11 protein-coding genes are annotated in these 13,546 nt (G+C 58.9%); 1 reads left to right on the top strand and 10 read right to left on the bottom strand.

Features of this window, described 5'->3' with window-relative positions:
• Window positions 1–4: 4 nt before the first annotated feature.
• From BMZ24_RS15480 to BMZ24_RS15435, 10 genes are all read right to left on the bottom strand, one after another.
• Window positions 5–496 carry a hydrogenase iron-sulfur subunit gene (locus tag BMZ24_RS15480; protein ID WP_015773069.1) on the bottom strand — a complete coding sequence of 164 codons (492 nt, stop codon included), beginning with the start codon at window positions 494–496 and terminating at the stop codon, window positions 5–7.
• Entirely contained in the window at window positions 463–2,445 is a 1,983-nt protein-coding gene (locus tag BMZ24_RS15475) for a CoB--CoM heterodisulfide reductase iron-sulfur subunit A family protein (protein WP_092193665.1), read from the bottom strand. The genes BMZ24_RS15480 and BMZ24_RS15475 overlap by 34 nt, the downstream gene beginning before the upstream one ends.
• Window positions 2,446–2,455: 10 nt before the next feature.
• Window positions 2,456–3,340, bottom strand: coding sequence for a CoB--CoM heterodisulfide reductase iron-sulfur subunit B family protein (locus BMZ24_RS15470; RefSeq protein WP_092193664.1), 885 nt, complete (start codon window positions 3,338–3,340; stop codon window positions 2,456–2,458).
• Window positions 3,333–3,893 carry a 4Fe-4S dicluster domain-containing protein gene (locus BMZ24_RS15465; protein WP_092193713.1) on the bottom strand — a complete coding sequence of 187 codons (561 nt, stop codon included), beginning with the start codon at window positions 3,891–3,893 and terminating at the stop codon, window positions 3,333–3,335. The genes BMZ24_RS15470 and BMZ24_RS15465 overlap by 8 nt, the downstream gene beginning before the upstream one ends.
• Window positions 3,894–4,345: 452 nt before the next feature.
• Window positions 4,346–5,188 (bottom strand): phosphonoacetaldehyde hydrolase, encoded by an 843-nt coding sequence (gene phnX / locus BMZ24_RS15460; RefSeq protein ID WP_161949186.1) that lies wholly within the window; start codon window positions 5,186–5,188, stop codon window positions 4,346–4,348.
• Between the two features lie 66 nt (window positions 5,189–5,254).
• Window positions 5,255–6,262, bottom strand: coding sequence for a TRAP transporter substrate-binding protein (locus BMZ24_RS15455; RefSeq protein WP_092193662.1), 1,008 nt, complete (start codon window positions 6,260–6,262; stop codon window positions 5,255–5,257).
• 83 nt (window positions 6,263–6,345) lie between these two features.
• Window positions 6,346–7,653 (bottom strand): TRAP transporter large permease, encoded by a 1,308-nt coding sequence (locus tag BMZ24_RS15450; RefSeq protein WP_208599866.1) that lies wholly within the window; start codon window positions 7,651–7,653, stop codon window positions 6,346–6,348.
• Window positions 7,650–8,180 (bottom strand): TRAP transporter small permease, encoded by a 531-nt coding sequence (locus tag BMZ24_RS15445; RefSeq protein ID WP_279625555.1) that lies wholly within the window; start codon window positions 8,178–8,180, stop codon window positions 7,650–7,652. The genes BMZ24_RS15450 and BMZ24_RS15445 overlap by 4 nt, the downstream gene beginning before the upstream one ends.
• A 399-nt stretch (window positions 8,181–8,579) precedes the next feature.
• Window positions 8,580–9,695, bottom strand: coding sequence for an alanine dehydrogenase (gene ald / locus BMZ24_RS15440; protein WP_092193660.1), 1,116 nt, complete (start codon window positions 9,693–9,695; stop codon window positions 8,580–8,582).
• A gap of 73 nt (window positions 9,696–9,768) precedes the next feature.
• Window positions 9,769–11,148 (bottom strand): aminotransferase family protein, encoded by a 1,380-nt coding sequence (locus tag BMZ24_RS15435; RefSeq protein ID WP_092193659.1) that lies wholly within the window; start codon window positions 11,146–11,148, stop codon window positions 9,769–9,771.
• A gap of 568 nt (window positions 11,149–11,716) precedes the next feature.
• Here BMZ24_RS15435 and xsc point away from each other — a divergent pair.
• Window positions 11,717–13,489: a sulfoacetaldehyde acetyltransferase gene (gene xsc / locus BMZ24_RS15430; RefSeq protein WP_092193658.1), complete on the top strand. Its 1,773-nt coding sequence runs from the start codon at window positions 11,717–11,719 to the stop codon at window positions 13,487–13,489.
• The last annotated feature ends 57 nt before the right edge of the window (window positions 13,490–13,546 follow it).

Genomic DNA, 13,546 nt, shown 5'->3' with positions numbered 1-13,546 from the left:
AAATCTATCCGTGACACGGGCAAGTCTGCCCCTGACCAGCCTGGACGGCCAGCGTGTTCCAGTCCGCTTCGGACGCCGGGTTGAAGGTCGGCGCGGGGCCGAGCTCATGGATGCGGCGCGTGAACTCCGTGACCACATGCTGCCAACGCTGACCTTCCGAGGCCGAAACCCAGGTGTATTCGAAACGGCGCGCATCGATGCCGGTTATGGGCAGGAAGCGCTTGAGCATTTCGAGCCTGCGCCGGGCATAGAAGTTGCCTTCGGCGTAGTGGCAATCCCGGGGATGACAGCCGGACACGAGCACTCCGTCCGCGCCGTTCATGAGAGAACGGACGATGAAGAGCGGATCGATGCGGCCGGAACAGGGCACGCGGATGACGCGCAGATCCGTGGGCTGAGTGAATCGGGATACACCCGCCGTGTCCGCGCCGCCGTAGGAGCACCAGTTACAAAGAAAGCCGACTATTCGTAATTCGCGAACATCTTGGGCGGGCATAAGGCGTTCACCTCCGCGAGGATCTGGTTATCTGTGAAATGTTCAAGCTGGATGGCGCCCTGGGGACAGGTCACCGTGCAGATGCCGCAACCCTGACAGACCGTGTCGATGACCTCGGCCTTCGGATTGCCGAAGCGATCCTCGATGGCCTTGATGGCTCCGAACGGACAGGTCTGGATGCATTTGCCGCAGCCGACGCAGCGGGCCGGGTTGACCCTGGAAACTGCCGGGTCGGATTCCAGCTCCTTCTTGGACAGAAGGCCCAGAACCTTGGCCGCGGCGGCACTGCCCTGACCGACGGAGGCCGGAATGTCCTTAGGGCCCTGACAGGCGCCGGCCAGGAACACGCCGGCGGTGTTGGTCTCGACGGGCTTCAATTTGGGATGGCTCTCGACGAAGAATCCGTACTGATCCGGAGCCACGCGCAGTTTTTCGCCCAGCTGCACCGCGCCCTTGGCCGATTCGGCGCCAACGGCCAGAACGACCAGATCGGCGGGAACCTCGACCTGCGTGCCGGCCAGGGTGTCCGCACCGCGCACGATGAGCTTGTCGCCCTTGGGATAGATCATGGCCACGCGGCCGCGCACGTACTGGGCCCCGTATTCTTCCGTGGCCCGGCGGGTGAACTCGTCATAGCCCTTTCCGGGTGAGCGGATGTCCATGTAGAAGATGTAGGACTGGGAATCAGGGATGTGATCCTTGGTCAGGATGGCCTGTTTGGCGGTGTACATGCAGCAGAAGCCCGAACAGTACGGACGGTCCACGGACTTGTCGCGCGAGCCGACGCACTGGATGAAGACCACGTTTTTGGGCTCCTTGCCGTCGGAGGGCCGCTTGACGTGCCCGCCGGTGGGACCGGAGGCCGAGAGCAGACGCTCGTACTGCATGGATGTGATCACGTCCGGGTAGCGGCCTTCGCCGTACTGCGGGTACTTGTGCCAATCGAAAAGGTCATAGCCCGTGGCCACGACGATGGCGCCCACGTCCACGTTGATCAGCTCGTCCTTCTGTTCGAAGTCGATGCACTTGACCGGACAGACCTTGGCGCACAGGCCACACTTGCCCTTGGTCAACATGATGCACGATTCCGCGTTGATGGCCGCCTTCTTGGGGATGGCCTGCGGAAAGGGGATGTTGATGGAGGGCGCGTTGCACAGATTTTCGTTGAACTTGTCGGGAAACTTGCGGCTGGGGCATTTTTCCACGCACAGGCCGCAGCCCGTGCAATCCTTCCAGTTCACGTAGGTCGCCTTCTTGCGGATGGTGATCTGGAAGTTGCCCACATACCCGCCCACGGCTTCGATCTCGGAACAGGCGTAGAGGGTAATGTTGGGATGCTGGGCGATGTCGACCATCTTGGGGCCCAGAACGCAGGACGAGCAGTCCACCGTGGGGAAGGTCTTGTCCAGCTTGGCCATCTTGCCGCCGATGGTCTGCTCGCGCTCGACCATGATGACTTCCTGGCCGCCGTCCGCGCAGTCCAGCGCCGCCTGGATGCCCGCCACGCCGCCGCCGATGACCAGCACGCGCTTGACCGTCTCGAAGCGTTTGGGGATCAGCGGCTTGTCGCGACGCAGTTTTTCCACGGCCATGCGCACCAGCTCGGCGGCCTTGCCCGTGTTCAGGTCCTTTGATTTGCCGATCCAGGAGACATGCTCGCGGATGTTGGCCATTTCAAACATGTAACGGTTCAGTCCGGCGCGTTCCACGGTCCGGCGGAAAGTGGGCTCGTGCATGCGCGGGGTGCAGGAGGCCACGACCACGCCGTCGAGATTCTTGTCCTTGATGGCCTGGATGATGGCGTCCTGCCCGGGCTCGGAACAGGCATACATCGTGTCCGTGGCGAAAACCACGTCCGGGTAGGTCAGGGCCGTGGCCGCAACGGACGGACAGTCCACGGTTCCGGCAATATTGCTGCCGCAATGGCAGATAAAAACACCAATTCGCATTGCGTCCTCCCTACCTGGCCTGCGCCGGTTGTTTGATCTTGCCCAGGGCGAGTCTCGGATCGACACAGAGCTTTTCAAAGCCAAGCACGGCGCGGTCCAGTCCCAGAGCATAGCCAAGGAGTTGGGTATAATAGAAAACCGGGATCTTGAATTTCTCGTGCAGGGCGTGATTGATCTGCCCCTGCCGCAGGTCCAGATTCATCTGGCACAGCGGACAGGCGGTCACGAAGGCGTCGGCGCCGACATCACGTCCGGCATCCAGCAGCTTGCCCGACAGCCGAGTCACGATGTCGTTGCGCGGAATGCCGTAGGACGCCCCGCAACACTCGACCTTGAGCGCGAAAGGCACGACCTCGGCGCCAAGCGCGGTCATCAGGTTGTCCATGGCCATGGGATTTTCGTGATGGTCGAAACGCATCAGCTCCGGGGGCCTGTTCATGATGCATCCATAGTAGCAGGCGATCTTGATTCCGGTCAGGGGCTTGACCACCTTGGATTTGATCAGCTCAAGATCCACGTGCTCGGTCAGCACCTGCAACACGGACTGCGCGTCCACGTTGCCGTTGCAGGGCACGTCGAGGAGCGCATTGGCCTTGGTCCGAAATCCGGGATCTTCCATCTTGTGGGCTGCGGTGCGCAGGTTGGTCAGGCAGCTGGGACAGGGCGTGGTCACCTTGTCCATGCCCATGACCTCGACCTGGGCCAGGTTGCGGGCGGACAGGGCCGCGGACAGGACATGATTGACGGTGTGCGCGGGAGTGGAACCGCAACAGCTCCAATCCGGAATGTCCACCAGCTCCACGTCCAGGGCCTTGCAGACCGCGCGGGTGGAGCTGTCGTATTCCAGGGATGTACCCTGACCGGAACAGCCCGGATAATACGCGATTTTAAACATTGTCGCCTCCTTTGCGGAACCGCTCGAAAATGCGAGCCACCTGTTCGCGTCCCTGGATCTGGTGCGGTTTGAAGGGCAGCTTGCCGCGCATGAGAGCCTGCGGAGCCAGATCGACGTCGGTGAATACGCGGCCGGAGCGCGTCATGTACGCGGCCATGAGACCCAGCTCATAGGCGCGTCCATGGCGCTCGACCGAGGCCAGAAACGAGTCGGCGAAAATCTTCACGGAGCGCTCCGTGGCGTACCCGGCTTCCCGGGCCATGTGCCGACAGACATCCATGACCAGCGCGACATCGATCTTGTTCGGACAGCGCGTGGTACAGGATTGACAGGAGCCACACAGCCACAATGAACGGCTTTTCAGGACTGCTTCCTTTTGTCCGGTCTGAATCAGACGCATGATCTGACTGACCGAATAATCGTAGGCGAACGTGTACGGACACCCGGCCGTACAGTTGCCGCACTGGTAGCATGTTCTGATTTTCTGATGGCTGCGGGCTTCGACCTCGGCGACAAACTCAAGGTCGGCAGTGGCAAGATCAAAGATTTGCATGGACATACCCAACTTGCGGTAAAGAACGGCGAACCGTCCGGTTGACATGAATCCCGCCCCGAAAAAAATCTACGCGCACAATGAACCTTTTTGACACACCGTCCGAACAGACGGGTGATCCAAATTGATACAACGTATCCACTGAAAGTGTGTGTTTCCGGGACATGGGTTTTCTAATAAGCAGATTTAATGCCATAGTCCTCAGGCCAGCGAATTGTCCAGCCCTGGCCAAGCCTCCAGGATTGGCCGGACAAGCCAACCAGCACCCTCCAACTCGACAACGTGGCACTATTTATGGGTGAAAGTTCGATTTGAAGCCTACAGGCGACGGCGTCGGGAAGAGTGAATATCCCCAGAAGCGCCACGGCACGCCCCCCGCTTCCTGGCCCTGCCCGACGGACGGAGTCCAAACGCGCTGCCCTGGTTCGACATTCTGCAGCAACAGCCAATAACTATTTGCATATCCTCGGCTTGAAATTATTCCGCCGATTATCATCGATATTGCGCAACACAGGCAGGCAAGAAGCGACATCGGGTATGGTGAAATGGGCGCCCGCCTCGGTCAGCACGTCCGAAATTCTGCTATGCATCATCCACTTCTGCGCTTCCGTGAGCCCGGCCACCTCGTCTTCCGCCAAGCCTGCCAGACTGCCGGACAGGGTGACCCCTATGACCCACATTCCGGCCTGAACCCCTTCAAGGACATCGTTGACCGTATCCCCGACCTTCACTGCCCGCGAAGGGTCGGTGACGTTCAATTTCCTCATCACCTCACGGCACATGTCGGGTGCGGGCCGGCCCTGCGCGACATCGGTCGCGCAGACCAGGACATCAGGGGCATAGCCGAACTGCCTGGCGCGGTCCGCCAGGGTCTCGCCCACCGAGCGGGGGTATCCGGTGCAGGAGCCGATACGCAGCCTGAGTCGGCGCATATCCTCAACTGTCTCCACCACGCCCGGGATGGGTGTGCTGTAGCGACTCACCGAATCGCTCATGACGCACTCCACACGCCGGTAAATGCGATCGATGTCCGCTTGCGTCGGAGAAGCGCCATAAACGTCGCGCCAGGCCGCGGCCACGCGGGGCAAGGCGCACAGGGCGGCCACGTGGTCCCGCTTGCCCATGCCCATGGGGGCACGGGCTTCCGCAGCGGTGATTTCCACTCCAAGAGCCGCAAAACACTCCACGAACGCCTGAACCGGGCCCTGGCAACCGAAATCGACAGTGGTCCCGGCCCAGTCAAAAACGACGCATTGCAGGCTGCTGAACGGACATTCCATCATAGCGTGATTCATTTCTCCTCCTAGAAGCCCTGCCGGGCCGCCCGGCATAGAGGGCGAACCCGGGGCAGGGCATATAGATCAGGGCTTCCACTCCGGCTTGCCGAAGCTCTTCAGGAACGCGTTGATGGCGTCCTTGCCACCAACGAAGTCGGCCATTTCCGGCCAGACCTGTCCGACTGCGGCCTGCTTCCAGTCTTCCTCGTTCTCGAGCTGGGAGACGACCACGCCGAGACCGACAAGCTCTTCCTTTGCCTTGGAGGACTGCTCGATCTGGTACTGCAGCACGGCCTCCTGAGCGGCCTTGCCCGCATCGAGCATGAGCTGCTGCTGTTCAGGCGTCATCTTCTGGAACACGCGCTCACTCATGATCAGCGGCTGCAGCTGGTAGGTGTAGTGGATCTCGGTGATGTACTTCTGGTTGGCCTCGTTGAACTTCATGGCGCGGAAGCCGATATAGCCGTAGCACTGGCCGTCAACGACGCCCTGCTGCAGCGCCGTGAACGTCTCGGACCAGGAGATCGGCACCGGGCTGGCGCCCCAGGACTTGTAGGAAGCCAGGAGCACCGCGCTCTGGGGCACACGGAACTTCAAGCCCTTGATGTCGTCCATCTTGGTGATGGGGCGCTTGGAGTTGGAGATGTACCGGAAGTCGGTGTAGGTCCAGGTCAGGGGACGAAAACCGCCCTTCAGTGCGTAATCGGTCAGAATTTTTGCCGATTCGCCGTTGGTCGCGGCAACGACCTCGTCCAAATTGTTGAACATATAGGGCAGGGTCAGCATGCCCAGTTCCTTGACGAAGGGCACGGTGTTCGCGATGCCGACGCATGTCAGGTCCAGAGTCCCGCGCCGCGCGTTGTGGATGGTCTCGGTTTCGTCGCCCAGAGCCCCGGAATAGAACGTCTGCACCTCAATGGCGCCGCCGGACTTCTCTTCTACGTACTTCTTGAACGTCTCCCCGACGACGCCCATTTCGGATTCCTTGGGATCGCCAAGGGCCATCTTCAGCACCACGCCCGGCGCGGCCCAGACGGAGGTTGAGCAGAGGAAACACAATGTTGCCAGAATCAAGCCAATGTTCCTTTTCATTCCAATCTCCCATTTTCTACGTTGAGCTTCATGACCATTTTACAGGAACGATTCCCGAAATGTCAGTGAGCCATTTATTGTTTTCATTGCAGATTCACATCGATCAGGCTTGGCAGGTACAAGACAAGATCGGGGAAGATGATGAGTACGGCGATAATGAGAATATGCAGCATGACGAACGGCAACGCCTTTACGGCGATCTGTTCGAGAGATCTGTTCGATATTCCCGATGCGATGAACATGTTCTCTCCCAGCGGAGGCGTCGAGAAGCCCGCCGAGACGCAGCAGATCATGATGACACCGAAGTGGATGGGATCGACGCCGTAGGCCACCATTACCGGCAGGAGAACGGGTGTGACCAACAGGATGATGGCCAGCGTCTCCATGAACATGCCTAGGAATATGAGCAGGGCGACGACGAAGAACCACACCAGGTAAACCTGGTTGGTGAAGGCCAGAATCCAGTCGGCGATCATGATCGGGATGCGGTATTCCGTCAGCAGCCTGCCGAAGGCGTAGGCGGTGAAGACGATGACCAGAACGCGCCCGGTGAGCCACGAAGTGGTTTTCAAGGCGCTCATGAAGGCATGGACGTTCAGCTCCCTGTGGATGAAGACGCCGACGAAGAGAGTGTAGAAGATGGCGACCACGGCCGCTTCCGTCGGGGTGAAGAGACCAGCGTAGATGCCGCCCAGGATGATGAGCGGCGCAAGCATGGACCAGAAGCCTTCGCGAAGCGACTTGAGCAGGCTTTTGGACGACCAGTTTTGCAGGCCTGTGGAGTCGAGGTTACGGCAGAAGTACAGGTGGCCGGCGCTGAATGCGAGGGCGATCATCATTCCGGGGATGAACCCGCCCATGAACATCTTGGCGATGCTCTGCTGGCCCGCCACGCCGTAGATGACCATCGGGATGCTCGGCGGGATGATAATGCCGATGCCGCCCGCCGTGGCTGCGGTGGCTGCGGCGTAGGCTTTGTCGTAGCCGCGCTTGGCCATGGCCGGGATCATGAGCATGCCGACTGCGGCGGTCGTGGCCGGGCCGGACCCAGAGATGGCCCCGAAGAACACGCAGGCCAGGGCGGTGGACACGGCCAGGCCGCCGGGAATGGGGCCGACGATGTTTTCCGCGATATGCACGAGCCGACGCGAAACGCCGGCCGCCTCCATGAGGGATCCCGCAAGGACGAAGCACGGCAGGGCCATGAGCGGAAACGAGGTCAGGGACGAAGCGGCCATTTCGATCATGGCGCCGAGATCGGTACCGACCAGAGCGAAGGAGGCCATGGCCGCGATGCCCAGAGCCACCATGATGGGGCTGCCAAGAATGAGAATGAAGAAGAAGACGCCGAAAAGAACCATGGCAACTTCGCCGGGGGTGATGCCTATCATTGTTTGCCTCCTTCTTCCTCTTCGATCACGAGACTCTTCTGGCTTTCCCTGACCGCCTCGGCGTCCGGATCCTCGATCTCCTTCTTCAGCACGTACTTGATGACGTTGACCTGGATGATACGGATGGCCATGAGCAGGAAGCTGAGGGGAAATACGAGGTAGACCTTGCTCAGGTCCCAATCCAGCGCGGGGGTGTGATACGGAAATTCCACCAGATCCATGACGGCCCTGTAGCCATGCCAGGCCATGATGAAGCAGAAGCAGAGCCAGATCAGGTCGCTTACGAAAAGGGACACGTCCTTGACCCATCTGGGGAATTTGGCGAACTGCATGGTGACGCGGTTCAGGGCCGAAAGGCGCGTAGCGTAGCAGGCACCGAAAAGAATGAACCAAAGGAAGGCGTAGCGGGCGATCTCCTCTGTCCACGACAGGGACATGTTGATAGCCCGTAGGATGATTTGCATAAAGAGCGTCACTACAAAAAACACAAGGAGAACTTGGCATATGTAGCTTTCGAAGTGATCCATCAGAGAAAAGAAAAATTTTTTAACCATTTTCCCTCCACAATAATTCGCAAAGAATATTTTATTGATAAAAATATATTCGCTAACTTCCTGAATACATTATATCTAAATAACTTTGAGAATTTAGGATGGAAAATGCAATATATATAATATATATTTTCTTATGTTATATGTGAAATGAAAATAATCATATTTTTTTTGAATTTTAGAACATGACGAAAATTCAGAAATATATCGAGAATTTTGAAATATCGGCAAAATATACATTACGCTACTCCTTGAAAAAAATAGCCCGCATCTTTTCGCAAAGAAAAGATGCGGGCTATTTTTCTAGCTGTTAGGGGGCATGACATCGGTGGTGGCTGAACTGTTTCATGATGTCAACTCCATGCATTCCCAATATTACAGCACGTTTTCGACAGGAGTGTACGGCAGGTCGAAGGCATCGGCTACGCCCTTGAACGTGATCTTCTCCCCTACCATGTTCAGGCCGTTCTTCAGACCCGGATTTTCCTTGCACGCGTTCTGCCAGCCCTTGTTCGCGATCTGCACTGCGTACGGCAGGGTGGCGTTGGTGAGAGCCATGGTCGAGGTGATGGGCACGGCGCCGGGCATGTTGGCCACGCAGTAGTGGATGATGCCGTCCACTTCGTAGATCGGATCCGTATGGGTGGTGGGCTTGGATGTCTCGAAGCAGCCGCCCTGATCGATGGCCACGTCCACGAGCACGCAGCCGGGCTTCATATCCTTGAACATCTCGCGGGTGATGAGCTTGGGGGCCTTGGCGCCGACAACCAGCACCGCACCGATGATGGCGTCGGCCTCCTTGGCCAGCTCGCGGACCTTGGCCGGAGAGCTCATGAGCGGGGTGACGTTCTTGGGCATGATCTCGGAGAGGTAGCGCAGGCGGTCCAGGTTCATATCCAGGATGTGGACGCGAGAGCCGAGGCCGGCGGCCATCATGGCCGCGTTGGTGCCGACGATGCCGCCGCCGAGGACCAGGACGTTGGCCGGGGACACGCCGGTCACGCCGCCCAGCAGGATGCCGCGCCCGCCGTGGACGCGCTCGTTGTACTTGGCGGCTTCCTGGGCGGCCATGCGGCCGGCGACCTCACTCATGGGGGTCAAAAGCGGCAGGCCGACGCCACCCGGCCCGGTTACGGTCTCGTAGGCGATGGACACGGCGCCGGTCTTCATGAACTCGCGGGTCAGCTTTTCATCGGCGGCGAAGTGGAAATAGGTGAAGACGATCTGCCCGGGGCGGACCATGCCGTATTCGGAGGGCTGAGGTTCCTTGACGTGCATGACCATGTCGGACTTGGCATAGACATCAGCTGGGGACGACGCGATTGTCGCGCCTGCGGCACGATAGTCGTCGTCAGAAAAACCGCTGCCAGCGCCTGCGTTGGTTTCAACCAGCACGCTGTGGCCGTGCTGCTTCATGACTTCCACGCCCGCCGGGGTCATGCAGACACGGTTTTCCTGAGATTTGATTTCCTTGAGAATACCGACGATCATTTTGTGTTTCCTCACTGCATAATTGATGATTCGAGAGTTATCGGTCCAATCCAGCGCAGCATTGCGCCGGGAGTTATGCAAAAACCTTCGTTATGGCCTTGCGCAGCGTCGACACGATGATGTCAATGTCCGCCTTGGTGACAACATACGCCGGAGCCAGGTTGATGGTGTTGTTCAGGCCTGGGAGGCTGCGGTTGGTACGGCCCACCAGAACGCCGTCGGCGGCCATCTCTCCGGCGACCTGGGCAACCATTCCTTCCGGGGCGGGCTGTCTGGACTTTTTGTCCACCACCATTTCCACGCCGCAGAACAGGCCCCGACCGCGCACGTCGCCGACATTGGGCAGGTCGAGCAGGTCGCGCAACCCCTCGATCAGGTACTGTCCCATGTTCGTCACGTTTTCGAGAAGCTTCTCCTCCTCGATGATGTTCAGGTTCTCGATGGCCGCCGTGCAGGCTCCGGCACAACCGCCGAAGGTGCTGATGTCGCGGAAATAGGACATGGGGTCGGCCGGGTCGTGCAGGAAGGAGCGGAAGACCTCTTCGGTCGTAACCGTCACGGAGATGGGCATGTAGGCGCTGGCGACACCCTTGGCCATGGTCACGATGTCGGGCTTCACCTCGTAGTTCTGATAACCGAACATCTTGCCGGTGCGGCCGACGCCGCAGACCACTTCGTCCATGATCATCAGCACGTCGTACTTGCGGCAGATTTCCTGCAAGATCGGATAGTACTCCTGAACGGGAGGAATGACGCCGCCGCCCGCGGTGATCGGCTCGAGGATAACGCCGCCGACAGTCTCGGGCCCTTCCTCTTTGATGACCGTCTCAAGCGCCCTGGCGCATTCAATGTTGCAGCCGGGGTAGGTCTTGTTGAAGGCGCAGCGGTAGCAGCAAGCGTGGGGAAATTCGACGAAACCCGGAACGAAGGGCCCGAACCATTCCTTGCGTTCCGGCTGCCCCGTGGCGCTGAGCGCGGCAATGGTCGTCCCATGATAGTCGCGATTGCGGAAAATGATCTTCTTTTTCTCGGGATTGCCCTTGATGTGTGCCAGGGAGCGGATCATCTTGAAGGCCTTTTCGTTGGCCTCGGAACCGCTGTTGGACAGATAGACCCGTGAAAGGCCGGGCATGTAACCAATCAATTTCGCCGCGTATTCTATATGCGGGATATTGCCCGCGGTGCCGGCGTAGTAAGGCATCTTCTTCAACTGCTCGCACACGGCGTTGGCGATGCGCTCACGGCCGTAGCCGACATTTACGCACCATACGCCGCCGGAAGTCGCATCCAGGTATTCCCTCCCATTGATATCCTTGATCCGCAGCCCGCTCGCCTCGGACACAATCATCGGGCCCTTCGCCGCGATCGCCTGATGCTGCAGGAGATGGTGCCACACATGCGCCTTGTCGGCCTCGACATAACCAGCGGCGTCAAAATTCTTGCTCTGACTCATTATCATTACCTCTGAGTTTGTATTGCGTTGTGCTCCAAGAACCGACCCGTCATTCTCGGGGAGCCCGCCCCCCGCCGTCCTGATCGGAATCGTCGTCCACCAAAACCCCGGTTCGCCACTTTGTCTAGACCTAGATAACGAGTTTGTTCTTTTTGTGTCAAGAATATTTCGAAACGGCTTCAGAATTTTTTTTACCCTCGCAATGAGAAAAGAAATTTTAATAAAAATTTTAAAGCCATTAAATTTCATGATGTTAAGAATAGAATATCTATTCTTTACAGAAATATAAATTTCAAAACCCCCTTTAAATGACTAGACATATATACTTGGCATAATTTGAAATGCCTATACTTTTATACCAAGCGTCGGCTCTTCGCATGAAGCTTTAAAAAAAATTAAGTCTAGACATATTTTCCCGATTTCGATATTTCTTGACCCGTAATGAGCAAACAAGCCTGGGTCGCCACATCCACGCAATGAAATGAGCACGTTATGAACAAAAACGGGCTCAAATGTTCGGAGAATACGTCACATTCAATCCAAACAAGGCCAGGAAAGGAGAAATGTAATGAAAATGACCACGGAAGAAGCATTCGTCAAAGTCCTTCAGATGCACGGCATCGAACATGCGTTCGGCATCATCGGCTCCGCCTTCATGCCGATCTCCGACCTTTTCCCCAAGGCCGGCATCACGTTCTGGGACGTCGCCCATGAGGGCAACGCCGGCATGATGGCCGACGGCTTCACCCGCGCCTCGGGCAAAATGTCCATGATCGTCGCCCAGAACGGCCCCGGCATCACCAACTTCGTGACCCCGGTGAAGACCGCTTATTGGAACCACACCCCCCTTCTGCTCATCACCCCGCAGGCCGCCAACAAGACCATCGGCCAGGGCGGTTTTCAGGAAATCCCGCAGATGGCCCTTTTCCAGGACATGGTCTGCTATCAGGAAGAAGTGCGCGACCCCTCCCGCGTGGCCGAAGTCCTCAACCGCGTCATCATGAAGGCCTTCCGTGGCAGCGCGCCCGCTCAGATCAACATCCCCCGCGACATGTTCACCCAGGTCGTCGACATCGAACTGCCCCAGGTCGTCAGCTTTGAGCGCCCCGCCGGCGGCGATGACGCCATCGCCAGAGCCGCCGCGCTGCTGTCCGAGGCCAAGTTCCCGGTCATCGTCAACGGCGCCGGCGTGGTCATCGGCGGAGCCATCGAGGCGTCCAAGGCCCTGGCTGAACGCCTGAGCGCCCCGGTCTGCTGCGGCTACCAGCACAATGACGCCTTCCCCGGCTCGCACCCGCTGTCCGCCGGCCCGCTGGGCTACAACGGCTCCAAGGCCGCCATGGAACTCATCTCCAAGGCCGACGTGGTCCTGGCCCTGGGCAACCGCTTGAACCCCTTCTCCACCCTGCCCGGCTACGGCATCGACTACTGGCCCAAGAACGCCAAGATCATTCAGGTCGACATCAACGCCGACCGCATCGGCCTGACCAAGCCGGTTTCCGTCGGCATCCAGGGCGACGCCGCCACCGTGGCGAAGCGCATCCTGGCCGCCCTGGCCCCGACCGCTGGCGACGCCGGCCGCAAGGACCGTGAAGCGCGGATCAAGAAGACCAAGGAAAATTGGGCCGCCGAACTGGCCACCATGGACCACGAGGCCGACGATCCGGGAACCACCTGGAACGAGCGCGCCAGACTGCGCGACCCGCACCTCATGTCCGTACGCATGGCCTGGCGCGCCATCATGAAGGCACTGCCCAAGGACGCCATCATTTCCTCCGACATCGGCAACAACTGCGCCATCGGCAATGCCTACCCGACCTTCGAGGCCGGCCGTAAGTACCTGGCCCCCGGCCTGTTCGGCCCCTGCGGCTACGGCTTCCCGGCCATCCTCGGCGCCAAGATCGCCTGCCCGGACGTCCCGGTTGTCGGCTTCGCCGGTGACGGCGCCTACGGCATCTCCATGAACGAGATGACCACCTGCGGCCGCGAATGGTGGCCGGCCATCACCCAGATCGTGTTCCGCAACTTCCAGTGGGGCGCCGAAAAGCGTAACTCCACCCTCTGGTTCGACGACAACTTTGTCGGCACGGAGCAGGACACAGACGTTAGCTACGCCAAGATCGCCGAAGCCTGCGGCATGAAGGGCGTGCAGGTGAAGACCCCTGAGGAACTGACCAAGGCCCTGACCGAAGCCCTCAAGGACCAGATGGAAAACAAGAAGACGACCTTCATCGAAGTCATCCTCAACCAGGAACTCGGCGAACCGTTCCGCCGCGACGCCATGAAGAAGCCGGTCAAGGTCGCCGGCATCGACAAGAACGACATGAAGCCCCAGAAGTAAGTTCGAGAGACGCATATGCAGTCACGCATGTCTCATGCGTGACCGCGAATTCCTGAC

The sequence above is a fragment of the Desulfomicrobium norvegicum genome, from assembly GCF_900114595.1.
Taxonomy (GTDB): Bacteria; Desulfobacterota; Desulfovibrionia; order Desulfovibrionales; family Desulfomicrobiaceae; genus Desulfomicrobium; species Desulfomicrobium macestii.
Note: the sequence above shows the minus strand (reverse complement) of the source record. Positions and strands in the feature narration are given on the sequence as shown.